The sequence below is a fragment of the Sphingobacterium puteale genome (assembly GCF_003627955.1).
In the GTDB taxonomy this organism is placed as follows: domain Bacteria; phylum Bacteroidota; class Bacteroidia; order Sphingobacteriales; family Sphingobacteriaceae; genus Sphingobacterium; species Sphingobacterium puteale.
Genome location: NZ_RBWS01000004.1, coordinates 306,013 through 331,835, shown reverse-complemented (window position 1 = coordinate 331,835; position 25,823 = coordinate 306,013). Strand labels below are relative to the sequence as shown.

At 40.5% G+C, this 25,823-nt stretch carries 24 protein-coding genes and 1 tRNA gene; 18 read left to right on the top strand and 7 right to left on the bottom strand.

Annotated elements, in window-relative coordinates:
• Window positions 1–63: 63 nt before the first annotated feature.
• Complete coding sequence (gene rpe, locus D7322_RS05455) at window positions 64–744, bottom strand: ribulose-phosphate 3-epimerase (protein WP_121122011.1); 681 nt, start codon at window positions 742–744, stop codon at window positions 64–66.
• A gap of 154 nt (window positions 745–898) precedes the next feature.
• Here rpe and D7322_RS05450 point away from each other — a divergent pair, with 154 nt between their 5' ends.
• The gene (locus tag D7322_RS05450) at window positions 899–3,016 is read left to right on the top strand and encodes an HD family phosphohydrolase (protein ID WP_121122008.1); all 2,118 of its coding nucleotides are present in this window, start codon (window positions 899–901) and stop codon (window positions 3,014–3,016) included.
• A gap of 127 nt (window positions 3,017–3,143) precedes the next feature.
• A tRNA-Ser gene (locus D7322_RS05445) sits at window positions 3,144–3,233 on the top strand.
• Window positions 3,234–3,341: 108 nt separating this feature from the next.
• Here the strand turns inward: D7322_RS05445 and D7322_RS05440 are convergent.
• The 3 genes from D7322_RS05440 to D7322_RS05430 form a co-directional block, all read right to left on the bottom strand.
• The gene (locus D7322_RS05440; protein ID WP_121122006.1) at window positions 3,342–3,968 is read right to left on the bottom strand and encodes a hypothetical protein; all 627 of its coding nucleotides are present in this window, start codon (window positions 3,966–3,968) and stop codon (window positions 3,342–3,344) included.
• Window positions 3,907–4,308, bottom strand: coding sequence for a collagen-like protein (locus D7322_RS28290; protein WP_147430292.1), 402 nt, complete (start codon window positions 4,306–4,308; stop codon window positions 3,907–3,909). Before D7322_RS28290 ends, D7322_RS05440 begins: the two co-directional genes overlap by 62 nt.
• A 471-nt stretch (window positions 4,309–4,779) precedes the next feature.
• A complete protein-coding gene (locus tag D7322_RS05430) occupies window positions 4,780–6,795 on the bottom strand; it encodes a recombinase (protein WP_121122002.1) in 2,016 nt (671 codons plus the stop codon).
• 229 nt (window positions 6,796–7,024) lie between these two features.
• Between D7322_RS05430 and D7322_RS05425 the strand changes: the two genes are divergently transcribed.
• The 9 genes from D7322_RS05425 (at window position 7,025) to D7322_RS05385 (ending at window position 17,427) form a co-directional block, all read left to right on the top strand.
• Window positions 7,025–7,894, top strand: coding sequence for an SH3 domain-containing protein (locus tag D7322_RS05425; RefSeq protein WP_121122000.1), 870 nt, complete (start codon window positions 7,025–7,027; stop codon window positions 7,892–7,894).
• A gap of 47 nt (window positions 7,895–7,941) precedes the next feature.
• The gene (locus D7322_RS05420; protein WP_121121998.1) at window positions 7,942–10,317 is read left to right on the top strand and encodes a hypothetical protein; all 2,376 of its coding nucleotides are present in this window, start codon (window positions 7,942–7,944) and stop codon (window positions 10,315–10,317) included.
• 723 nt (window positions 10,318–11,040) lie between these two features.
• Window positions 11,041–11,883 (top strand): DUF3347 domain-containing protein, encoded by an 843-nt coding sequence (locus tag D7322_RS05415; RefSeq protein WP_183078607.1) that lies wholly within the window; start codon window positions 11,041–11,043, stop codon window positions 11,881–11,883.
• A gap of 347 nt (window positions 11,884–12,230) precedes the next feature.
• Window positions 12,231–13,163, top strand: a complete 933-nt coding sequence (locus D7322_RS05410; protein ID WP_183078606.1) for a TIGR01777 family oxidoreductase — start codon at window positions 12,231–12,233, stop codon at window positions 13,161–13,163.
• 58 nt (window positions 13,164–13,221) lie between these two features.
• On the top strand, window positions 13,222–14,082 hold the full coding sequence (locus D7322_RS05405) for a fumarylacetoacetate hydrolase family protein (RefSeq protein ID WP_121121992.1): 861 nt from the start codon (window positions 13,222–13,224) through the stop codon (window positions 14,080–14,082).
• A gap of 166 nt (window positions 14,083–14,248) precedes the next feature.
• Window positions 14,249–15,268: a methionine ABC transporter ATP-binding protein gene (locus tag D7322_RS05400; RefSeq protein WP_121121990.1), complete on the top strand. Its 1,020-nt coding sequence runs from the start codon at window positions 14,249–14,251 to the stop codon at window positions 15,266–15,268.
• Entirely contained in the window at window positions 15,261–15,914 is a 654-nt protein-coding gene (gene metI / locus D7322_RS05395; RefSeq protein ID WP_121121988.1) for a methionine ABC transporter permease MetI, read from the top strand. The genes D7322_RS05400 and metI overlap by 8 nt, the downstream gene beginning before the upstream one ends.
• A gap of 250 nt (window positions 15,915–16,164) precedes the next feature.
• Window positions 16,165–16,977 carry a methionine ABC transporter substrate-binding lipoprotein MetQ gene (gene metQ / locus D7322_RS05390; RefSeq protein ID WP_121122143.1) on the top strand — a complete coding sequence of 271 codons (813 nt, stop codon included), beginning with the start codon at window positions 16,165–16,167 and terminating at the stop codon, window positions 16,975–16,977.
• Window positions 16,978–17,427 carry a YchJ family protein gene (locus D7322_RS05385; protein ID WP_245971257.1) on the top strand — a complete coding sequence of 150 codons (450 nt, stop codon included), beginning with the start codon at window positions 16,978–16,980 and terminating at the stop codon, window positions 17,425–17,427.
• Between the two features lie 113 nt (window positions 17,428–17,540).
• Here D7322_RS05385 and D7322_RS05380 read toward each other — a convergent pair whose 3' ends face one another.
• Window positions 17,541–18,977, bottom strand: coding sequence for a dicarboxylate/amino acid:cation symporter (locus D7322_RS05380; RefSeq protein ID WP_121121986.1), 1,437 nt, complete (start codon window positions 18,975–18,977; stop codon window positions 17,541–17,543).
• A 175-nt stretch (window positions 18,978–19,152) separates the two neighbouring features.
• Window positions 19,153–19,503 carry a 4Fe-4S dicluster domain-containing protein gene (locus D7322_RS05375; RefSeq protein ID WP_046672889.1) on the bottom strand — a complete coding sequence of 117 codons (351 nt, stop codon included), beginning with the start codon at window positions 19,501–19,503 and terminating at the stop codon, window positions 19,153–19,155.
• Window positions 19,504–19,660: 157 nt separating this feature from the next.
• On the opposite strand from D7322_RS05375, the gene D7322_RS05370 reads away from it, so the two are divergent.
• The 6 genes from D7322_RS05370 (at window position 19,661) to D7322_RS05345 (ending at window position 24,387) form a co-directional block, all read left to right on the top strand.
• Window positions 19,661–20,674 (top strand): acyl-CoA reductase, encoded by a 1,014-nt coding sequence (locus D7322_RS05370; protein WP_121121984.1) that lies wholly within the window; start codon window positions 19,661–19,663, stop codon window positions 20,672–20,674.
• Window positions 20,675–20,729: 55 nt separating this feature from the next.
• Entirely contained in the window at window positions 20,730–20,933 is a 204-nt protein-coding gene (locus tag D7322_RS05365; protein WP_121121982.1) for a fructose-6-phosphate aldolase, read from the top strand.
• 5 nt (window positions 20,934–20,938) lie between these two features.
• Entirely contained in the window at window positions 20,939–21,619 is a 681-nt protein-coding gene (locus D7322_RS05360) for a cell division ATP-binding protein FtsE (RefSeq protein ID WP_108631978.1), read from the top strand.
• Window positions 21,620–21,777: 158 nt separating this feature from the next.
• Window positions 21,778–22,326 carry a nucleotide exchange factor GrpE gene (locus D7322_RS05355; RefSeq protein WP_121121980.1) on the top strand — a complete coding sequence of 183 codons (549 nt, stop codon included), beginning with the start codon at window positions 21,778–21,780 and terminating at the stop codon, window positions 22,324–22,326.
• A 10-nt stretch (window positions 22,327–22,336) separates the two neighbouring features.
• Window positions 22,337–23,491: a molecular chaperone DnaJ gene (gene dnaJ, locus D7322_RS05350; protein ID WP_121121978.1), complete on the top strand. Its 1,155-nt coding sequence runs from the start codon at window positions 22,337–22,339 to the stop codon at window positions 23,489–23,491.
• Window positions 23,492–23,799: 308 nt separating this feature from the next.
• A complete protein-coding gene (locus tag D7322_RS05345; protein ID WP_121121976.1) occupies window positions 23,800–24,387 on the top strand; it encodes an outer membrane beta-barrel protein in 588 nt (195 codons plus the stop codon).
• Between the two features lie 61 nt (window positions 24,388–24,448).
• Here D7322_RS05345 and D7322_RS05340 read toward each other — a convergent pair whose 3' ends face one another.
• On the bottom strand, window positions 24,449–25,222 hold the full coding sequence (locus tag D7322_RS05340; RefSeq protein WP_121121974.1) for a C40 family peptidase: 774 nt from the start codon (window positions 25,220–25,222) through the stop codon (window positions 24,449–24,451).
• 73 nt (window positions 25,223–25,295) lie between these two features.
• Here D7322_RS05340 and D7322_RS05335 point away from each other — a divergent pair, with 73 nt between their 5' ends.
• Window positions 25,296–25,769, top strand: coding sequence for a universal stress protein (locus D7322_RS05335; RefSeq protein ID WP_121121972.1), 474 nt, complete (start codon window positions 25,296–25,298; stop codon window positions 25,767–25,769).
• Window positions 25,770–25,823: the final 54 nt, after the last annotated feature.

The window sequence follows — 25,823 nt, the reverse complement described above, 5'->3', positions numbered from 1 at the left end:
TCTTCCCGTTATCCGCCATAAAAAAAGAGGTGATTTATTTTACTAAATCACCTCTGCATATCTCTATATTTTTGCTAGAGCAATATCTATATCTTTTAATGTTTTTACAGTCTCCAACGGATCTGCAGCATTAAACACAAACGAACCCGCAACAAGTACATCAGCACCCGCTTTCAACAGCTGTGCTGCATTTGCTGTGGTAACTCCACCGTCGATTTCGATCAACAAGCCATCATTGACACCCTGAGCCATTGCACGGAGTTCCTGCACTTTTGCATAGGTATTCGGGATAAACTTTTGTCCACCGAACCCGGGATTGACAGACATCAGGCACACAAGGTCCAGATCAGCCAAAACATCCTTCAAAAGGGCAACTGGCGTATGTGGATTCAACGCGACCCCCGCTTTACAGCCCAATTCTTTAATAGCCGCTAATGTACGGTGCAAATGCGTACAAGCTTCATAGTGTACAGTAATTATGTCTGCTCCGGAATCTTTACAGACCTGCAAATAGCGATCAGGATCAACAATCATCAAGTGCACATCCAACGGCTTTGTAGCATGTTTCGCGATTGCTTGCATCACCGGAAATCCAAATGAAATATTCGGCACAAAAACGCCGTCCATAATATCGATGTGAAACCAATCAGCCTCACTCTTGTTTACCATGATGATATCATCGTATAATTTTGCGAAGTCTGCAGCAAGAACGGATGGTGCAATGAGATGTGATTTTGTTGACATGTTGTGTTTTTTTTGCAAAGATAACAAGTATTTTCTGTTCAGCGTAACATTCTCCACATTTAACGTGATTCAAATAGCAGCTGGCAGAATCCACGAAAAATAAATTATAACTACATTTGTATATTAACTTTATATAATAAAAACATCGTTCGCAGTGGGAAGATTAAAAATAAAATATAAAAGAGAATTAAACACAACGGAAAATCTCATCCGAAAAATTGGATTAATACTAATCACGATCGTCCTGATTTGTATTTTTCTTCCCAAACAACCACGGTTCCGATATGAGTTTCAAAAAGGAAAAGTCTGGAACCATGAAAATCTCATATCACCTTACAATTTTGCGATCCTGAAGACGCAGGAAGAGCTCAATGCAGACAAAAAAAGTATATTAAATACGATTCAGCCGATTTATAATGCCAATTCGACAACAAGCAAAGAACAGATCGACCAATTCAATACCGATTTGTCCGAAAAATGGCAAAGCAGCAAACTGGATACAACACATGAAAATATCAACGATTATCGCAGTGCCGGAAATGCGATATTAAACCATCTCTATGGTAAAGGTATTCTCTCGCTGAATAACCGGTTTCAAAACCGCAACAATGACAAATCCCCAGCTTCGAAACATTATAATTTCACATTAATACAAGATAAGGTTGCTTCACAAAAAAATACGGCAGATTGTTACACCATTGAAAGTTCTTATGAATATATGGACAATTTAATGCCCAAGCTGACCAAAATCAAACAGAAAGGCTGGCTCGAGGAGACATTAAAAAATTACATCACGATTAATTACATCTATAACGATCAGCAAACCGAAGCGCTTGAACAAAATGCGATCACAAATATATCCGCTACCCGAGGTGTAGTTCAGAAAGGTGAACTGATTGCGGAAAAAGAAAAAATTATATCCAATGAGACTTACCAGAAGCTCGAATCACTGCGTAAAGTGTATGAAGATGAAGGCAAAATAAGCGGAAATCAAAACTATGTCACACTGGGACAATTTCTGATCATATCCCTCGCGCTTTCGATACTCATGGTATTTCTTTTCCTTTTCCGAAAGGACATTTATTTCAACAATAGGTTATTGATGATTATCATGATTGTTATCATTGGGATGCTTGCTGTACTATCTTGGGCTATCAAGATCAAAATACCCAATTTGTATTATATTCCGTTTTGTGCCGTCCCCATTATCATTCGCATCCTGTTTGACACCCGTGTCGCTCTGAATATCCATCTGTTGATGGTGCTTTTGGCCGGACTCTTTGTACCAAACAGTTTTGAGTTTGTCTTTTTACAATTTATGGCAGGCATTGTTGCAATCTATAGTATCAAAACATTGGTAAAACGTGAACAACTGTTTGTTTCTTCAGCAATTATCCTGGGGACATACTGGATCGCTTACATCGGGCTAGTGGTCACAAGAAATGGCTCTATTGATACCATCTACTGGTCGGACCTCCTTCCATTCTTGGTCAGTGTCATGATCACGTTGCTGGCCTATCCGATGATCTATGCTTTCGAAAAACTCTTTGGAATAGTATCCGACCTGACGCTGATGGAGCTCACAAACAGTAACTCCAAATTATTGCGGGAGCTATCCTTTAAAGCGCCGGGCACCTTTCAGCACTCCCTACAGGTAGCCAATCTGGCTGAGGCGGCAATTTATAAAATTGGAGGCAACCCACTGTTGGTTCGCGCCGGAGCGCTGTACCATGACATCGGCAAATTGACCAATCCACAATTTTTTATTGAGAACCAAAAGACAGAAAAAAATCCACACGATGAACTTTCTCCGGAACAAAGTGCGCAAATTATTATCTCCCATGTCATCAAAGGTGTGGATATCGCTAAGAAACATCAGCTTCCCGAAGTGATCCTCGATTTTATCCGAACACACCATGGTACCACCCGAGTGGACTACTTTTACAATGTGTTTGTTAAAAACAATCCGGACAAACTCGTTGACGAGTCTTTATTTACCTACCCCGGCCCTATTCCTTTCTCTAAGGAAACGGCTGTACTCATGATGGCCGACTCAGTGGAAGCGGCGTCCAGAGCTTTAAAAGAACCCTCAGAGGAGTCCATCAATAATCTTGTGGATAAAATAATCGAACATAAACTGATGCGCGGGCAATTCAATAATAGCAATATTACATTAAAAGATATTACCGAATCGGCTGTTATCTTCAAGGCTATGCTCAAAAGTATTTACCATGTTCGGGTGGATTATGATTTGAGCAAAAAAACAATGTAATTTTAATTGCTAAACAACAAATTGAAATTCAAATGCTTATTGTAACGTTACGTTTTTTTTGCATTTTTTTTGATATTTAGGCTTTGCAGATTCAAATAATTGCCTTATGTTTGCAATGTCAAAACACGGAAGGGTGCCTGAGTGGCCGAAAGGAACAGTTTGCTAAACTGTCGTACTGGAAACGGTACCGCGGGTTCGAATCCCGCCTCTTCCGCCAAGACTACAAAAAAAGCTCAACGCAGTTGAGCTTTTTTTATTTATGCTGTAAAAACAAGATAAAACGAAATTCTGAACTTTGAGCCTCTCACTCAGTACAATAAACATTTTATTCAGACTTCAATGCAACCTCTAGCTGACTTGCATCATTCAGGTCCACACCCTTTCGTTTCAGGCTTGCTATGGTTCCTCCCGGAATAATCACATAACGATAACTAATTTGACTAACTAAATTCAGAAGACTTCCTCCATCGTAAACAAACCTGTAGACAATGATTTGATTCTGTTTCAGATGATGAGCGATCGTGCTCATTCTCCCTCCGGCTCTTGAGGTGAAAGCCAGCTGGAACACCCCTCCTCCATAATTTAAATAAACCATTACAGTTCCACTATTCAGTATTGTTGTGGTTATTCCTCTAGCAGCAAGATGGATAACTCTAACTACAGAACCGTCTATAATAGAATCTTTAACTCCTGTAGCATATTGCCAGCCACTATAGAGGACATTCGCTGTACCAGTCATCCCTTTTAGATTAATCCCTGTACCCCATACAGAAGCGGTCTTGGGTCCAAAAAATTGATAACTGTCGACTTTAAAGTAGAAGTCACCTACGACACCTAACGACACTGCCGGAATTTGGGTCCCGCTCAGGATTTTGGATCCCGGCGCTCCATTAGCTCCTGTCGCTCCCTTGAAGGACATCGCTTTGCCCCATCCGGCATCTGTTGGGGCCATACATTTCGGAAGTCGTTTTTCGGATATAATAATCTCCCGCTTTCCCTATGCTTGCTGATGGAACGACATCTCCAGAGAATATCGTAGCTCCATCTCCACCTTTTACCCCCTGTACCCCTTTTTCGCCTTGTTCGCCTTTCTCACCAGTAGCTCCTTGTGGCCCTGTGTCCCCCTTTTTACAGGAAAAAAAATAACCAGTCCTAGACTGATCATCAGCATACTTTTTAATCCTTTCATTTGAATAATTAGTTTGTGAACGATATTCCAAATGTATTGTTCCGCAAATTGCAACAAAACGATAATGAGCGAAACAGAGATCGCAATAAGTGGATAATCCCATTTAATTAGTTAAAAGTCTTATTTGTAATATTACACCCATTTTTGGCAGGAGACGGTTGAGATCCCAGCGAATTTCGATTAATGTCGTTTGAGTACAAAAAGAGGATAGCACAATGATGACAATTGTCGACAGGAATTCAATTATTGATTGTATCAATAAATTATATGCAACCGAACACCCAGTCTTTGGTTCATTGACGTCATGGGACAACTTAACCAACAAGAATGGATTGTATTCCATAATAAGCATTTCTCCCATCATTTTAAACAATTTCGGTTGCTATAAAGACATGAAATATCACGCTCAGTGTTTCCGTATAAATTCATTTTTTTGATAAAGGTGAGCTATATTATAAAGATAGACGGCAACAAACAAATTGTAGGCATTTTCTGGCTTCCTGGAAAAATTTGTTAGTACACTTAATTTAATAGAATTAGTCAATTTCCGCAACGACTGACAAAAAATTATCTCTTAGTTTTTAGGCGGAAAGAAAAAAGATTTTGGATTCATTTTAAAATAAATCCATACCGCCTTGGCCATTTTCGCCAACTCCTTAGACGATAAGTTTCGCGAACGAAACGCGAGCACCAATGACAAACCAAAGCTTACGAGAAAATTAAAGAACCCAATGATCCCGATACCCAAAATCCCCCATATCCAGATATCCGTGGACAGCTCCATACGATGTCCAAATAAACCCAGGGCCAGATTTCCGCTCGCAAAGGTAATGTGCCGAATATCGATATTAATACCAAGAAACATCCCAATGGAAGCCGTTGAGCCCATAAAAACACCAAACCAGAGATTGGAAACAATACCAGCCCATTTCTTTTCATAAAAAGAGGCAATCTTGTCCGTCTTCGTTTTCCCAAATACCTTTTTCAGCAAAGGATGCTCCTGAATCCTATAGTAAACCGAATTGTGTTTATCGCGATTTGAAATACTGCCGGCAATAATCCCCGACAGAAATAAAAATACACCGGCAATGGAAGCGTGTAAAATGACTGGAGTCTTGATGGGATTTAAATCATCGACTAAATGTAACCATTTGGCACTTGCAATATTCACACCTGTGAGTTGCTGTATCCCCCATACCAACAGCAGGCTGACGGGAAATGCCATAACCACATTACCAACAAAAGCGATGAACTGCGAGCGAAATAAACGTGCAAAAAATTGGGCAAACACCCAATACCGATGCCTGCCGGCGCCTCGATCAGAAGCCCCCTGTTCAATCGCGCTCACCAACGATGAAGCTGTCATCGCCGGTTGCTTTGTTGCCAAGGTCGCTCCAAAAAGATAGATCACCGTAAAACCGATCGCATAATTCAGGCTATATAAAAATGCATGCCCGAATTCGCTTGTCTCCACTTTTCCCAATAACAGTTTTACTATACACATCACCCCCACAATTACACCGCCACCGCAGGCAGAACGAAACATCTTCCAATACTCCTGATGGGTTGATGTAATATAGTGTTCCCCCGTCTGCGCTGTATGATGAGTAATTTCATAGGCCAGCAACTGCGTGCTCTGCCCTATTAATTTACGGATATTGCTTTTTCTGGAATTATATCCAATCAGCGTCTTCGCCAACTCAATGCTTTTCTCTGCTTTTTGGGATTCCGTATCAATCACCAAAAAAGAGAGCATATCCTTGATACGTTCCAGTTGCTGACGGATCCGCAATAAGGACTGATTCACCTTAATGGAAATACCAAAACGGTGCGAATTGCCAAAAGCGGTTTCTATATAGGCCTCACATTGTCGATGAAGTACGAGCAACTGTTTATACGAAAGATCTTCTGAGTTGATGTATTTCGTCTCCGACTGTAAAATACGGTCATTTAACTCCGTAAACTCCCGCATAATTGCAATAAATGGACTATCGAAATTCTGAAACTCCGGCACCATTTTATTGACATCAGTTTCCATTGCCCGGCCAGTAATACGTTGCACCAACAGCTCGATCCCATACAAGATCTCAATCATTTCAAAACCCGTTTCATCATCATAAATGGAATTAAACTCACACAGCCGAAATAGTTCATACAATTGCTCGGCTGAAATTGTGGCTATCCAATCCGCATCTTTGGGGGAGTAAAATACCTGATTCAGCAAATATTGCAAAGTTGACTTTGCTGGCTGATAAGGGAGATAACGCTCGGTAATCCGCTTCCTGAGCTCATAGATAAAATCTGCATAACTGATAATGCCCGTATCAGATACCAGTTGGTCAAAATCTCTTTGCCTGAGAACCCGTTTAAGGTAGCGGATAAACTGATTTCTGCAATCCACTGACTCCTGTAGAAAATCAAGAAAAAACTGGATATCGACCTGATACAACAACTGCACCTTTTTGGGCCGAATTATCGCGACAATTAAAACCAATAGTTCAATTTCCACATATTCGGGATTATCCAATTGATTCCTGTAGCGATCAAATAGCGCACTTACTTGCTGTTTTTGATCTATTTTTTCTTTCATAAATTCCTATTATTCGCCTACTATAGCCTTTATTAATGCTATAAACTTTCACGTCTTAAGATACCACATTTAAGACAAAATTGTTTTGAAATCATAAAATCTATTTGCGCTGGACTACTATTCATATCAAGGTTTACTCGGGATTACGTCGCCAGCAAGAAAATACCTGAAACCAGTGATAATCCTGCACAAAAATTCTTCTATTTTTGCGACAGTGAACAGGATAAAGATGAAAATAATAAATTTCACGCTGGCATATTTAAGCTTATTTCCCTTGCTTCTTAAAGCGCAGGATGGTATTTCCTTTGATAACGATTTTAATCTCTGGAATATACAGAAAGGGCAAACAGCTACCGTTTTTGTTGAAAAAGCCTATATTCGCTCCGCTCCCGGACTCCAAGCTAAACAGATAGACTCTTTAGGTGTTGGGACAACGGTTACGATGACAAGCGCCCCACTCAAAGGCAGTATTATCAAAAACTTCTACGCCCCATGGTACCAGATTAGCTACTTGAAGGATAGCCAACAAAAAAAAGGTTTTATCTGGCTTGGCTTATTGGCTCTTGGCAAACAGGTTGACCGGGAAGGTTTCCAATACCTCTATGGTTTTGAACGTTTTATCAAACCGCCAAATAGGGAACAACAGGATTACTTTTTAACCAAAGTAAAAGTATTGAATCCACACGACTCCTTGATCGCTAGCCAATCCTACACATTTGCATTTGGCGGACAGCTGAGTGCACAAAGCAAACTTTTGCCAAGCATGGGATTAACTCATGTAAAACAAATCTTATACATGGAATTTATTTCTGGCGCCTGCGGAGTTCCCAGCGAATATCATTATGTTGCCTGGACCGGCCAGAAACTTATCAACCTACCCAGCAGGTATTCTGTCTCCGATGCAGGAGTCTTTTATTACGACGAGAAACTCCTGTTCCCTACAGAACACAAAAAAAACAACCAATTGATCTATAAGTATATCGAAGAAGGGGAAACCGAAAACGACGATATCGACGCCTCCAAATACCGCATTTCCAAAAGAGAAGAGCATTTTCAATGGGATGGTGATAAATTTGTCAAACGCTCATTACCCCAATAATTTTTAATAAATTCAACCGATTGGAAAAACACACAAAGAATTAAAGAATGGAAGATAAAAATATATACGATTTATTCTACAGCGGGCAGCTTGATCTATTTATCATTGAAGGTGAAAATCAATTAAAACAAGATGACCAGGATGTCCCCCTTTGGACACATCTCGCAGTTGCCTATCACGACCAGGTATTCTACGATGGGCATGAAGCTATTTTTGATATCATACAGGAGAAGATGATCCCTTATCTTCAAAAAGCACTACTGATAGAGCCGGAAAATGAAACAACGCTCTATCATATGTTAAATTATGTCCTGGATAATCAGACCAGATTGGAACAGATCAATCGTCCAAGGAAACACATCAATGAAGACAACAAAGATGAGTTTATCGGCTATGCAAAAAAGTTGATCGCTATACCGAAAATGGCTCCCTATGGCTACGGATTTCTGGCGGATATTTATGAAAGTCTCCAGGATGACACTGCCCTGTTGCCTTTATTGGATGAAGGCATTGCTTACTTTCGTGAAGCGTTCAAGGACAACCGCGAAGCTGCCGATCAGAATTTCTCCATATTCTGGATAAAAAAAATATACCTTCTAGATCGTACCAAACAGATTTCAGGCGCTGCGCTAACAACTTTAATCAGCGAGCAATTTGATCGCTTCATCAGCGGTAGCGAGATGCAGTATGTTGACCTTGCTGAGATCGCTTATGAAAACAAGAATATCGACCTGGCTTTAAAGGTATTAATGAAGCTTATCAGAGGAGAAAATTCAGCTGCACATATCCACAAGGAACTGGTCAAATGGCACAGCCGCTTCGAAGATCTTATCGCTGACGGTTATGAAAACCCGGAGGTATTCTATTACCAGCTTATCATCGAACGCAATTATTCCGAAGATATCGGTATTCCTTTGGACTATTACTATTTGCACGCGTTAAAACTCATTGATCAATATCCTGACCTGTACGCCGGTTATCATTTTGCAGCGGCATACCTGTATGATGAGGAACAATATGAAGCAGCTTTACCTTACCTCCGACAATTGGGCGAAAGACAGTGGAATGCAACTTCTTGGCGTCGTCTCGTTGAATGTACCTACTTAACAACAGGCGAAGTACATAAGCATGTTCCGACTTTTGATGACTTGCCACGTGATCTCTATAACGAAGGGGTCAATTTAGCTGACTTTGTCAATAGTCTGGAAACCCTATCATCCGAAGAAACGCTGGCCATGCGGCAGCTTTACCTTGCCGTTTACCGCCAGGCTTATGATGCCTTCGCTGCTTATTTCGAACAGGGGAAATATGAAAGTGATTATTTCGGTGGAAACCATAATCGTGCAATGAATTGCAATAACCTGGCAATTGCATTAAAGAATGTGGATCTCCTCGAAGAGAGTTATCAAATCGCAACTGAAGGGCTAAACTACTCAGACTTTGAAGAACTACATCAGACGCGAACAGACGCATTATCGAAATTGGAGGATTATGAACGTTTAAAAGACGCCCTCATACTATATTTCGACACCTACCAAGTCACTTTGCGCGACCTTGATGAAATGCGCGATGAGGTAATAGAAGAACAATCTGCCGAGGATGAATCAGATCTGGTATTCCCAAGTTGCTATCAGATGTTTGTGTATCAGCTTGAAGTAAATTATCATCTGGGACTTTCCTCCGATATACAGGGCGAAGCACAATATCTTCTGGAGCACATCTATCAGTTCTACATCAATCATCCTACCTTGAACGACTATCATTATCGGGATTTTGAAGCGGCTAAAAACGGTGTGGAAAATGTAATTTATGTTATTCTTGAGCCCTATGAACGCGATTACCGTATTCAGTATTATAACGATATGGCCCAAAAATATCCGCATGAAGCACAGCCACAATATATCCTCATGCAGCTTTACAATGAGGTTTCTGACTATAGCGCTATCATTACAGCTGCAAAGGCCTACCTCAAAAACAAAAAGGAATTTATTATCAATGACTTTGATAAAGCAAAAACCTTGTATCTCATTGTCAAAAGTCACTATTTCCTCTCCGAATTTAGACCAGGTACAGACGTATTTCAACACCATGATCCCTGGGTTGCCACAGTCATGGATCCAGAAGATTATGTACTTTGGATAAAAATGGGGATTCAGCTACTGGCTGAACGGGAAAATCTAGTAGAAGTAAACCGCTATGTGGAAATTTTTAATAGCATCTATGCGCAACATGAATGGAGCTACGACGATGATTGTGAATCTGTAAAGTTGGCGGAAGCACTCGCTAACTACAAGACGGGGAACCTCAAAAAAGCGCATCACCTACTTAATGAAGTCCTCGCTTATTCAGACCATAGCGCATTGGCGGACGAATATAAGAGAACCTGGAAGAAACCGGGTTTCTTATCAAACTTTAAGTTCTAGCGAGCTTCTCGACTAACTTAAATAATAAAAGAAGCGTAGTCAACTAATCAAACTGTTGTCTACGCTTCTATGTAATATACCCCGCTCATGCATCCCTAGATTCTGCTCCCACAACACGTGTTTTCCATAATGCAGTCACGAGCGCTACGAACGCCTTACATGGAATAAGAAACAGCCATCCCGATAGTAGATTTAATACTTATCCAAAAAAAGCTATATTTGAACTGTGGTGACACTAAAATATCTCATCGGACTAATTCTTTTTCTTGGCTTAGCGGCCAAGCCGACCGCGACATATCCCTGCCATCAAAGTAAGGCAAAAACCTGCCCCGTTGCCAATCCGGACCATGCAAGCAAAAAACATGATTGTTGCCAAAAAGCGAAGAAAAAACCGCTCTGTCAACACCGCAAGCAATGCCGGGATTGTAGTTGTCATTGCGCCACAGCGACAAGTATACTGGCGGTCTCTACCTTTCCCGTTCAGCTACCAAAAATTTCCTTTTCCATTTTTAAAAAATTATATAGTGGTTTGTTGCCCGTCTATCTTTCAGAGGGCTATTTCTACCCTTGGGTACCACCCAAAATAGCTTAAATAGAAAATGGAGCTTCATTAAAAATGAGTCCCCCATCGGTAAAAAAGAATTAAGAACCTGTCCATGCCGATCAAGTAGACCGATCGCATTCCGCAGGAATCTATAAATGTATTTCAAAAAACTAAAACAAATGAAAGTACTTAAAAATATCATAGCAATTTGCCTTTTATCCAGCAGTCTATACAGCCATGCACAAAATACAGCCATGACAACGCAAACCGTGAAAATCAGTGGCAACTGTGGTATGTGTAAAAAAACGATAGAAAAATCCGGAAATTCAGCGGATTCCAAAGTAGATTGGAACGAGGATAACCAGACAGCAAAGGTATCTTTTAATGCTGAGAAAACCTCTTTGGACGCGGTGCTGAAAAACATTGCACTAGCAGGTTATGACAATGAAAAATACCTAGCTCCGACAACGACTTATGCCGAGCTACATGGATGTTGTCAATACGACCGAACATTGAGCGCTCCACCAGCAAACCCAGAAAATACCCCTGAAAATAAAGAAGAAAGCAGCGGAAATTCATCTGTCGCTAAGGCGGGTAACTTTCAGCCCATTTACGATCAGTATTTCGTATTGAAAGACGCCCTTATTGCTGCTGATCATAAAGCTGTCACAGCAGGCGCTACAAAACTTTCAAACCTGCTAACCACGTTAAAATCGACATCCTTGACAACTACTGAACAACAGGTATGGAAAGCACAGGCAAATACGTTGGCACAACACAGCAAGGCGCTGCAGAACGCAAAGGATCTTGCAAAACAACGTTTGGCATTTGTATCGCTTTCCGAGGAGGTTTATAAACTGGCAAAAAGTTCCAAACCAGCACTTCCCGTTTATCAACAAAAATGTCCCATGTTTAACGGAGGCAAAGGAGCTACCTGGTTAAGTCTTAATAAAGAGGTCAAAAATCCATATTATGGCGCTCAAATGTTAACATGTGGAAGTACAATCCAAACCATACAATAAACGATACCAAACGTTCTACAACAGGTTCGTCTGCGCTGCAGGCGAACCTGTTTTTTTTGACGATCTGCTTTTATTTAGCGCTATCTTTTCCGGACGATTTCGCTTTATTCCCCCTGTTTAACTGTCGGAAAGGATCTCCGGTCAATCACCCCTGCATTTCCACTCTTGAGCCTGCCGTCTTGGAAAGGAACTATAAATAACAAAACAAAAGCTGAAGTTTTTAAAGGATAAACCTTAAAATATACCTTCTTTTATTGATTCAAAATAGTATATTAGAAGGAGTATCGCGCTGATTATCCAAAAGGTAGTAGTAACGATATCGTGATCAAATTAAGATGAGATTAATCATGGAAAAAGTAATCATTACAGGGGGAACAGGTGCTATTGGCCTTCATTTGACCAAATTATTGGTCGCCAACTTCTATGAAGTGATCATCTTCACGAGGGATCCAAAGGCTTTTCCGGCCCAGCCGCATGTACGCTATGTTCATTGGGATCCCAAAAAACAGGTTATCGATATAAGATCGATCCAGGAAGCGGATTATATCATCAATTTAGCTGGCGCCAACCTCAATGGATCACGATGGACCAAGGCATACCAACAAGAAATTATATCAAGTCGCGTAGAAAGCGGACAATTGCTGTATCAGACATTAAAACAGGTTCCAAACCAGGTAAAAACTGTTATATCAGCGTCAGCAACCGGATGGTATGGTGCCGATGACAGCTTTCAAAAAAAACCGTTCGAAGAGGGAGATCCTCAAGGTGGCGATTTTTTATCCTGGGTTTGCAATCTTTGGGAAGACAGCGTAAAACCAATTGAAACGCTCGGGAAAAGGCTTGTTGTCTTCCGATTCGGCGTGGTGATCAGCAAAGATCAGGGCTTATTAAAAGAAATCAATCAGCTGCTTCGCTTTCGGCTAAGCCCTATTTTGGGCTCGGGTAAACAGATGCTAAGCTGGATCCACATGGAGGACCTCGCCCGCATGCTCCTATTTGCTATACAAAACAATGCCCTGGCAGGCGTTTATAATGCATGCTCCTCCGATCCGATACCACTTGGCCAGTTCACTAAACGGATTGCCAAATGCAAGTACGGCATAGGTTACATTCCTTTTCCGGTACCTGCATTCCTGATCAAACTGCTCTTTGGAAAAAAAGGACAGGAAATGGTGCTCAACGGAACCTGGGTAAGTAACAAAAAAATACTGCAAGAAAAATTTCCTTTTAAATACCCCACTCTGGACAATAATTGTATAGATAATTTACACATCGGTTAATTGTTAATTCGCGTTAATTTCAGGCCTTTTCGGGACAAAATCCGTATATTTGCGGCTTATGAAGATTTTTAGATATGGCGCAAAGGGCTCCGAAAAGGCGGGAGTCATTTTAAATGAAAAGAAATATGATGTTTCGGAAGGAAATTTTCAATATAACCGTGATTTCTTTGCAAATACGGCAAATTTGGAAAAACTTCAAGCATATGTAGAACAGAATTACCACAACTTAAAAGAGATCGCTGCGGACGAGCGCATCGGCACTCCCTTAGAAGCTCCTTCCAAAATTCTTTGTGTGGGACTCAACTTCGACGATCACGTTAAGGAAACCAAATTGCAACAGGCCGCAGAACCTATTGTGTTCATGAAATCTGTTTCCGCTTTTAATGGACCTTTCGATGGTATTACGTTACCTAAAAATTCAGTGAAATCCGATTGGGAAACCGAGCTTGCCATCGTTATCGGTAAAAAAGCATCCTATGTTAGTGAAGAGGAAGCCCTAGATTATGTTTTTGGCTATGTGCTGCATAATGACGTCACCGAACGCGAGTTCCAGATTGAAAGAGGTGGTACCTGGGACAAGGGCAAAGGCTGCGATACATTTGCTCCAATTGGCCCGTTCATTGCCACAAAAGATGAAATTCAAGACGTCGATAATATGAGAATTTGGCTTAAATTAAATGGCGAACTTATGCAGGACGGTAATACCAGCGATTTCATCTATCGCGTGCCTAAGTTAATATCCTATCTAAGCCAGTTCATGTCCTTACTTCCAGGTGACATCATCTCAACCGGTTCACCGGCAGGTTCGGGTATGGGAAAATCCCCACAACGCTTCCTTCGCGATGGCGATATTATTGAATACGGTATAGAGGGACTCGGATCTGGGAAACAAGTGATATCTGCTCATCCCTTATCTTAACATCCTATCCTAAACGACCGATCTTTCCTGTCTTTGCTTTTTGCCCGGAAAGATCGGTTCAATGGCTATTTTTTCGTCATTTCATTGTAATTTATCAACCGCATTTGTGTACATTTATATCGACATCCACTTTGTTAACATAAATGCATAAATCCCTACAGGGTCAATGATTCAACTAAACAACATATCTAAATCATTCGAGGTTAAATCCAAACGAATAGATGCATTGAAGAGTCTCTCCCTATCCATTGCCAAAGGAGAAATATTTGGCGTTATAGGGGCCTCAGGCGCTGGGAAAAGCACGCTGATTCGTTGCGTCAATCTACTGGAAAGACCTGACACTGGTCAAGTCATTATTGAAAATGAGGACCTGATGTCCATGTCATCCAAGGATTTAATGATGAAACGAAGAAATATCGGTATGATCTTCCAACATTTCAATCTGTTGTCGTCACTGACAGTCTTTGAAAACATAGCTTTTCCATTGCAGCTGGAAGGTAGATCTAAGGCATTTATCCGCGAGAAAGTTTCGGCATTACTCAATCTAGTGGGACTGGAAGATAAGGCAGAGAGCTATCCGGCGAATTTATCTGGAGGACAAAAACAACGGGTGGCAATCGCTCGTGCACTGGCAAATGACCCCCATATCCTACTTTGTGACGAGGCTACCAGTGCACTGGATCCGGCCACGACGAAATCTATACTCAGTTTATTAAAAAAAATAAACAAGCAGCTGGGACTTACCATCTTACTGATCACCCATGAAATGGATGTGATCAAAAGGATATGTGATCAAGTGGCCGTACTGGATCAAGGACTTTTGATTGAAAGCGGATCCGTTGAAACCATTTTCGCCAACCCGCAACAAGAGACCACAAAAAGCTTTATCCAATCCTCTTTGCAGGTCGATATCCCTCTAAGTTTTCAGGAACGATTAAAAGATAAGGGTAATCCACTTGTCGAGATTTACATGGCTTCAAGTGGCGATTCCATTCCATTTATACAACAATTGGAACAACAATATCAGGTCAAAACAAATATTATAACCGCACAGATCGATTACGTTGGAGAAATGAAATTTGGTGTTATACTGGCCGAATTATCAGGTGACAGCGAACATATAATAGCTAGCCTCTCCTATTTAAAAGAACAGCATCCGCAAACTAAAATACTAGGTTATGTCTGATCAAGTACTGAATTTACTATTATCGGGAACGCTTGAAACGTTAATGATGACTTTCCTTTCAGGCTTCTTTGGCTTTGTAATCGGACTGCCACTGGGGATCTATCTATTCCTGACCAGAAAACATCAGCTGCTGGAAAACAAAACAATGCACCAGATTGTTTCGCTGCTAGTGAACGTGTTCCGGTCTATTCCATTCATTATTCTTATTGTATGGATGATTCCATTTACACGTCAGCTCGTAGGAACATCTATAGGCATGTCAGCAGCATTGGTCCCTTTAAGCATTGGCGCAGCTCCATTTATCGCACGCTTGGTGGAAAACAGCTTATTGGAAATTCCCCATGGATTAATTGAAGCCGCGAGGGCAATGGGCGCAAGTACCTGGCAGGTAGTCTTTAAAGTATTACTTCCCGAAGCCTTACCTTCGCTGGTCAACAATGCGACAATAACGTTAATTACACTTGTAGGCTATTCGGCTATGGGTGGCGCTGTCGGAGCGGGCGGACTGGGACAGATTGGTTATCAATACGGCTATGTCGGTTATGACACTTTCATCATGAATGCTGTACTAATTTTATTAATTTTAATTGTATTCCTGCTGCAATATACAGGCGATTACATATCAAAAAAAGTAAACCATCGCTAACATTAATTGTATCATATGAAACCATCATGATTTATTTGATCATACTGTAGAGTGAATAACCGAACAAAGCGAACTCATAAATACCGCTTAAAACATACACTCGAGGAATAAATCTGATAGCTTCATTACAAGTGAAACCACCGAAGGCAGCATGAACCGAGTGCAACGAGCTCATGAATACCATTGAAATAAACACTTATGAATAATGACTTAAAGGGAAAATTGATTAATGAATAAACAAATCAAACAGATGAAAAAATTGAACTATGCATTTGCAATCTTAGCCTTTAGTCTGACGACTATTGTAGCTTGTAATAACAGGGAAAAGAAGGAAAATACCCTTAGGGTTGGTGTGGTAACAGGTCCTGAAAAGGAACTTGCTGAAACGGCTAAGAAAGTTGCAAAAGAAAAGTTCAATCTGGATGTGGAACTAATTTCTTTCAATGATTACGTTGTGCCGAATGAAGCCTTGAATCAAGGTGATATCGATGTCAATGTGTTTCAGCACCAGCCTTATCTACAGGAGCAGTCCAAACAACGTGGTTTTACCAAATTGACTATCGTGGGCAATACGTTTGTATTCCCGATTGTCGCCTATTCCAAAAAGATCAAAACCATCACCGAGCTTCAGCCTGGCGCGACTATCGCTATCCCAAATGACCCTACAAACGGCGGACGCTCGCTATTACTTCTCCAGCGTGAGGGGATTATCGGTTTAAAGGAGAATGTGGGCATACAACCAAAAGTGACAGATATTGTCAGCAATCCGAAGCAGATCAAATTCATTGAGATGGAAGCTCCACAGTTACCCCGCGTACTAGATGATCCTCAGGTTGCAATAGCGATCATCAATAATAGCTTTGCTTCACAGGCCGGATTGGACCCTGAAAAACAGGGATTGTTTACAGAAGATAAAGAATCTCCTTATGTCAACTTAATCGTTGCGCGGGCAGATAATAAAAATGACGAAAAAGTACAGCAGTTTATACAATCTTATCAATCTCCGGAAGTAGAAGCAACAGCGAAAAAGGTGTTTAAAAACGGTGCCATTAAAGGCTGGTAAATGCTAAAAATTATGATTGAAACACCCTACTCTTGCCCTTGTGGCTCAGGACTGACTTTTGCGGAATGCTGTCGCCAAGTGCACAGCAACCATACCAAAGCAACTACTGCCGAAGCACTTATGCGGGCACGCTACAGTGCTTTTGCTGTAGGAAACATTGACTTTTTATACAACACATTCCACCCGACCACACGAAGATTCCAGCACAGGGATGCGATTCAGCAATGGGCACAGGAAAATAAGTGGATGCAGCTCAATATACTGAAAGCAACATCTTCCACGGTAGAGTTTGAAGCGCATTATTTGGATTCGGCGCTGCAAGTACAGATTCATCATGAAAAGTCTACATTTAAACAACAAGGCGACCTCTGGTATTATGTAGATGGGCGGGTAGTCAGCTTCGATCAATCAGCAAAACCTTCACGCACTTATAAAGCACCAACACGATGAAACCAACTGAAGGTTCTTGCTGATCAATAGAAAACAGACACATTGAGAAAAAAAAGCGGCTCCAACACACAATGCGTTGGAGCCGCTTTTTTATAAGTCAATTGGTATATCAATTAAACCAATTCTTCGGTATCTTCCCGGTAAGGTGCTTCTTCATCAAATTCACCCTCCCATTTAGCGACAACGACCGTTGCAAGACAGTTACCAACAACGTTAACTGAAGTACGTGCCATATCCATCAATTCATCTATACCCAAAATCGCGGCGATAACAAAGGTTGGCAGACCAAACTGATCAGCCGTTGCTATTAAGATAATTAAGGAAGCACGGGGCACTGCCGCAACTCCTTTGGAGGTAATCATCAATGTGAAGGCAATCATGAGCTGCTGTCCAAACGATAAGTGAATACCAGCTGCCTGCGCAACAAAAATTGCAGCCAGCGATAAATACAGCGAAGTACCGTCTAGGTTAAAGCTATAGCCTGTCGGGATAACAAATGAAACGATCTTACGCGGAACACCAAATTTCTCCATTGCGCTAATTGCTTTTGGCAAAGCAGCATCTGAACTTGTCGTGGCAAAAGCAATAGATACAGGTTCTTTGATGGCATTAATAAAACGTCTGACAGGAATCTTTAAGTAAAGTGCAACAGGAAGCAACACCAAAGTCAGAAAGCAAAACAATGCAAAATACAATGTTGCCAACAGCATAAATAGGTTTTTCAAAATATCAACACCAAGATGTCCTACCGTATAGGCCATTGCCGCTCCCACCCCAACCGGCGCAAAATACATAATGATATTCGTAAACTTAAACATTGTCTCAGACATACTTTCCGTAAAATCGACCAAAGGTTTCCGCTTCTTCTCATCGACCATTGCAAGCCCTATTCCGAATAGCACCGAAAAGACAACGATCTGTAGGACCTGATTATCGGCAACAGATTTTACGATATTTTCAGGAAAGAGATCTCGGATAAATGAAGTGAATTTGTAAACGGGATGTACATTATCGGGCAGCGATTTCAAGACATGTTCATCCATACTTTCTTTAGGCGCCGGTAGCTCCTCATGTGGCATATGTGCGACATCCACACCTATTCCTGCACGGGTCAGATTAATGGCACCCAAACCAATAAAAATAGCACAGGTCGTTGCACAGAAGAAATACAGCATAGACTTCCAGGCCATACGCCCTACCTGTTTCAGATCAGAGTGCCCAGCAATACCATAAACCAGTGTAGCAAAAAGAATAGGCCCTACAATTGTTTTCACCAGCTTGATGAAACCTTTGCTCAATGGCTGCAAAGAAATTGCCAGATTGGGAAAATCCAGACCAACAAAAATACCCAGGATCATACAGGTCAGAATCCAGGTGGTCAAATTTTTCTTATAAAGCGCATTCACAACCAAAATGGTGGCAACTATCCAACGGACAGCCATTAGAAATTCATGCGAAAAGCCTACAACATCAAATTCGTATAATACAGCAATGATACAAGCTAATGTAACTGTGATAAGGGTGATGTACCCTATTTTGGTTTTTAACATTTAAAAGATTTTAATGGTCAAAAGAACAAAAATAAAAAAATCCTATGCTTTTGCAAATATTATTATTTAAACAGCCCCTGTTTCACAACAAAATACCGATTTCACGAAAATGCCGGAGCATAAAAAAAGCAGGATAATTTCTTACCCTGCTTTATATTTTAACGGAATCAAAAAATTATTCCGCGTGTAACCAAGCTTTTTTCGCCAATAGCTCATCGTTAGACTCACGTACATCTTCGTCATCCACACAACAATCAACCGGACAAACAGCCGCACATTGGGGTTCGTCATGAAAACCTACGCACTCCGTACATTTATCTGAAACAATATAATAGACTTCATTTGAGATCGCTTCCTGTGATTCATTCGCATCCAGCGTAACGCCATCACCAAAATCTATAACACCATCTAAAGCAGTCCCATCTGAGAATTTCCAAGTTACACCAGCATCGTATATTGCATTATTTGGGCATTCTGGTTCGCAAGCACCACAGTTAATGCATTCGTCTGTAATTTTAATCGCCATTTATAACCTCACAATTATGATAAATAAACTATTTTTGCATTATCAATATGAAAACAAAGTCTGATTGTACAATAAGGCTAGTTGATTCACGTTGATTAATGTTAACAGCACAAATATAACACAAATTTGTGTATTCATCTTTTAAAAATTTAATATTTTGACAAAGCAACAACGAATAAATGCGTTTGTAAAACTGGGTGAACTGTTGAAAAAGCAGCCTGAAGATCTTGTTCAGATCATTCAACTGGCACAACATAAAAACCCTTGGTATACCCTAAAAAATATCGAAAACGCCCTACATGCGATTGCTTCCAACTTAACGGCAGAGCAGCTCAGTTACTGGTTACAAGACTATCCGGATAACGAATCAGCTAAAACAGTAGGCTTGATTCTCGCCGGAAATATTCCGCTGGTTGGTTTTCATGACATCCTTTGTGTATTAATCAGCGGATTTAAGGCAAAAATTAAAGTATCCTCCGATGACGCCGGTTTAACAACCTTTGTACTCAATCGTTTAAAACAAATCGAACCCGCTTTTGAAACCGCTTTTGAAATCGTAGATAAACTTAAAGACTTTGATCTCGTCATTGCGACCGGATCAAACAATACGGCCCGTTACTTTGATTATTATTTTGGAGTTAAGCCGCATATTATCCGACGTAACAGAAATAGTGTTGGCGTTATTACCGGTACGGAATCCGCTGCACAACTACAAGCTCTGGGACACGACATCTTCGATTATTTCGGACTCGGCTGTCGTTCCGTATCCAAAATTTTTGTCCCGAAAGGCTATAATGTTTCCCATTTTTTTGAAGGAATAGCAAATTTTAAAGATGTCTCCGAACACTATAAATACAATAACAATTACGACTATAATAAATCCATCTATCTGATCAATGGCGACAAGCATTTTGATAATGGGTTTCTATTGCTCAAACAGGATGAGCGTACAGCATCTCCGCTATCTGTCGTTTATTATGAAGAATACAACAGTCTTGGAGACGTCGAAAACGAGTTAAATCAACAGGCTGAAAACATCCAATGTGTGGTATCCGAAGTGCAATTGAATATTCAGTCACCAGTTTTTCATTTTGGTGAAAGTCAGTCTCCTGCTTTGGATGATTATGCAGATGGGATTAATACCTTAGACTTCTTATTTGCAAACCAGTAAGCTTCGGTTAATTTCGTAGTACGGAAATTGCATTAAAAATACTAACTTTGAAATCATGTATATCATTAAAGTAAGAGGTGTCGCCAAAATCCCCGACTATGTGCAGCTGCGAGATGATGCTTTCACCTTGTTGGCATATTTTAGAGTAGATCGGCCTGACAAATCGCTTGAAAAGATCGGATTAGGAGAAAAGGCAGAATATATCATGCAATTGGTCAAAGAAATGCCCTTTGGCCAAATTAAAAAATTAGAGTTTTAACGCCCATGATTGAAAATAAAGTAATTACATTAAAGAACGTTGATATCTTTCAACAGAAACATCTGGTATTATCCAATGTCAATTTAAGTATCGGCAAGGGAGAGTTTCTCTATCTTATCGGACAGTCTGGCAGTGGGAAAAGTAGTTTATTAAAAATCATCTATGGCGATTTATATATCGGCAATGGCGAAGGAATGATTGCTGGCTTTGATTTAAAGAAACTTCATGAAAATGATGTCCCCTATTTACGTAGGAAATTGGGAATTGTCTTTCAGGATTTTCATTTACTCTCAGACCGGACGATCGAGAAGAACTTGGAGTTTGCCTTAAAGGCGACGGGCTGGAAAGATAAAAAAATGATCGATGCACGTATTTTGGACGTCTTGGAAAAAGTAGGGCTCCGTTCCAAATTAAAAAAAATGCCCCATGAGCTTTCAGGTGGTGAACAACAGCGGATTGTTATTGCTCGCGCACTATTGAATAATCCGGAGATCATTTTGGCGGATGAGCCTACGGGTAATCTGGATCCGGCGACGTCGGAAGAAATTGTCCTATTATTGCGCGACATTGCCAATTCTGGAACAGCAATTTTAATGGCTACTCACGATTATACCATTATTCGCAATATGCCATCCCGGATTATCAAAACTGGGGACGGTATTCTACAGGATGATGTCAGCATCTAAACGAAAAACTGACAGTTAAAAAGACATTTTTACAAATTCCGACAAATTGTTAGGCTTTTTTGGTAAAATCTGACAAGCTGTCGGAATTTTATTATTTGGCAAAAACTTTGACAAAAGAAGGTATAGTAAATTTTTGAATCTATTTTAGCATTGAAGATATGAATGAGCAAGATAATTATTATGATGAGAGTCAAGATCAAGTAGAAACTAATTCTTCTGATCAACAGGAGCAGCCTTCGGAAAATCAGGTAGAATTGTCTCCTGAAGAGAAGCTGGCAGCTGAATTGGCAGAGGCAAAGGATAAATACATTCGTCTATCTGCTGAATTTGACAATTACAGAAAACGTACGAGCAAAGAACGTGTTGAATTGATTCAATCAGCGGGAAAAGATGTGATCGGAAAGTTATTACCTACCTTGGATGATTTTGACCGTGCCTTAAATGCCATGGAAACTGCAACAGATGTGGTATCTGTCAAAACGGGAATGGATATAGTTAACAACAAACTAAGACAGACATTGTCTCAATTGGGGTTAAAAGAAATGGAAACGATCGGTCAGACATTTGACCCTGAATTGCAGGAAGCCATTACATCTATTCCAGCACCAACGGCAGATTTAAAAAATAAAGTAGTGGACGTTATCGAAAAAGGGTACTACCTAGGTGACAAAGTGATCCGTCACGCGAAAGTAGTTATAGGTCAATAATAGTAAGACGATGTCAAAAAGAGATTATTACGATATACTTGGTGTCGCGCGTTCAGCGGACGAGAAGGAGATTAAATCAGCCTATCGCAAATTAGCGATAAAATATCACCCGGATAAAAATCCCGGTGACCATGAAGCTGAGGAAAAATTTAAGGAAGCTGCTGAGGCATACGATATCTTGAGCAATCCACAAAAACGTCAACGCTACGACCAATTTGGTCACGCCGGTAATTCAGCAAGCGGTGGTTACGGTGGCGGTGGCATGAATATGGACGATATATTCAGTCAGTTCGGTGATATTTTTGGCGGCGGACATCCGTTCGAAAGCTTCTTTGGAGGTGGCGGGGGAGGTCAACGTGGAGGACGTCGCGTAGCGCGTGGAAGCAATTTACGTATTAAAGTTAAATTGACTCTTGAAGAAATCGCTAAAGGTGTTGAGAAAAAAGTTAAAGTAAACAAACAAGTTTCCTGTCATAGCTGTGATGGCACAGGAGCAAAAGATAAATCGTCTTTCCATACCTGTAAAACCTGTGGTGGCTCAGGATCAGTACGCAGAGTGACCAACACCATTTTGGGACAAATGCAAACCACCAGCACCTGCCCTACCTGTAATGGCGAAGGTGTTGAAATTACCGCAAAATGTACAACTTGTCGAGGTGAAGGATTAGAACGCGGTGAAGAAACAATTGCGATCAATATTCCTGCAGGAGTGAGCGAAGGAATGCAGCTCTCAATGAGCGGTAAGGGTAACGCAGCTCCGCGCGGTGGTATTCCGGGAGACCTGATCATATTAATCGAAGAAGTACCTCACGAAAGCTTAAAACGTGATGGCCTAAATGTCATTTATGATCTATACATTAATTTTGTGGACGCTACATTAGGTACTAGTGTAGAAGTGCCTACAATTGACGGAAAAGCCAAAATAAAAATTGAACCCGGAACGCAGGGGGGGAAAATATTACGTCTAAAAGGAAAAGGTATTCCCGAAGTTAATTCCTACCACAAAGGGGATCAACTTGTTTATGTGAATATCTGGACACCAAAAGCTGTATCCAGCGAAGAAAAAGAACTATTAAATAAACTCAAAGAATCGCCGAACTTCAAACCGCAACCTGGTAAAAGTGAGAAGTCATTCTTTGAACGCATAAAAGAATATTTCGAATAAAAAGTCGGATTAAACAACGACATGGAGAGTCCTATATCAATTGATATAGGACTTTTTTTGTTTTCTTACGTCAAATTGACAAATAATTACAAAAAGTCAACACTTTTCAAACATTGTTAAAACAATAAGAAATTTATAAAAAAAACATAAAATTTAATCAATTGAACCACTATAACTTACGATTTTAATAAAATATCTAGACAATATAGTGACAATAAAATAAAATAACTTTGCGATATTTGACTAATGAATTTAAAAAGTCAGAAAGTAATTACTGGCTCTAGAACAAACTATTAAAATAAAAAGACATGAAAAAAGTTTTACTTACATTAACTGCCATTGCAGGTTTAACAATTGCAGCAAACGCACAAACTGAAAAAGGAAAAATTATGGTTGGCGGTCAAGTTGGCTTCGAAACTTCAAAAGTTAAAGATACAGATCATAAAAATAATTCGTTTTCGATCAACCCAACTGTTGGCTATTTTGTCAGCGACAACTGGGCGGTAGGTACTGGTGTTGGTTACAATTGGAGAAAAAACGAAACTGATAAAAACAATAGTACTAAAGTTGATGCTTTTCAAGTAGCTCCATTCGTAAGAAAATACTCTGCTAATGGTCCATTAAGATTCTTTGCACAATTATCCGTACCAATGTCTTGGGGAAAAACTACAGCGGAAACAAATAACGCAAAAACAGAAACAAAATTCGAAAACTATGGCGTCGAATTGGCTCCGGGTTTGGCGTATTTCCCAACGAGCAAAATTGGTATCGAATTAAAGGTTAGAGGTTTATACTACAACTATAACAACAATAAAACTGATGATAGATCAACCAACACATTTGGGTTAGATGCGAACTCTTTAGCACCAACTTTAGGTGTACAATTCCACTTCTAATCGGTAGTTGATAAGAAAGAAAGAGGCTATAGGTACGGATACTTATAGCCTTTTTTCATCATTAGGTATAACGTTTAATAATTCGCAATTTATGGGAATAGCGATTTAGTTCCTGATTAAAAATACCTTCATTGTCCATCCGGTCAATACGTACTTTCGCGGAGGCATGAATAATGGTATCCCGATCCAGCATAATGCCTACATGGGTAATCCGTCCGTCTGCGTTGTCAAAATAAGCTAAATCCCCGACTTTAATTTCCGAAATAAAATCAACGGTCTCCCCGAGTTCTGCTTGCTGATACGCATCCCTGGGCAAAGCTATGCCAAAACAGCTGTAGATCAACTGCGAAAAACCAGAACAGTCTATTCCCCACTGAGAACGTCCACCCCATAAATAAGGTGCATCCTTATAGCTCATGGCCAGTTCGGCAACTTTAGTTTCAAAATCATCCCTGGAAAAGGAGTTGATACTGCCTTGGTAAGTCATATCCAGCTTCGCTACCCGAAACCGGCCTGCCTCACCCAAATAAAGCTTTGTTCCATGACAGAGGTATAGGCACTCTGTATCATTCCGAAGCAGACCTCCTTCTCTGCCGACCAGGCTTAGACCTGCCGCGAGATACTTCTCCATTTCCACAGGATCAAGTTCCCTAAATTGACCATTCTGAATCCAGCCCGGGTAAGCTGTCTCTAATAGCCTGATCGATGTCCAGTCTGCCTGTATTTCAAGAATTTCAAATAGTTCAGCAAACAACAGCTGGGAAACCATCTCACTCCGATGTGCCGGTTCCGCACGCAACGGAACAAGAGCTAATGTACAAATACCATATTTCATTGGCCAAACAAAACAAAATTGTCGAATATGTGATTATATATTATAAAACGAAGATAAATTAATTATAGTAGATATGGAGAATACAAATTTAAAATTCAAAAGAATACTCGTTGCAGTCGATGATGCTCCATGTTCAGAGAAAGCCATTCTCTATGCGAAGGAAATGGCTCAGGTATTTCATGCCTCAGTTGCGCTTGTCACGGTTATTCCGCCCACCTCACCGACTAATTTTGGAGCTGATCCCCTATTGGGACAGCAACCGATCATTGTGCCGGAGGTATCCGAAATGGAACAGGAAAATGCGCAAAAATATCTTGAAAAATTAAGCCGCGAGTTTACGGAGTCAGAAGAAGTATATCTTTTCAATCGAATTGGATCCATCAAAGAAGAAATTCTTGCTGCTTCGCATGAATGGTCGGCAGATCTGATCATTATGGGTTCAAATGGACGAACTGGGTTCGACCATTTTATTTCAGGATCTGTATCTGAATCCGTTATCCGCAAAGCTACCTGTCCGGTACTGGTCATTCCTAGCAAGTGCGATTAACGGATCTGTCCGAATTGCAATGATCGAGATAAAATAAAGAGCCTATTCTTAGGA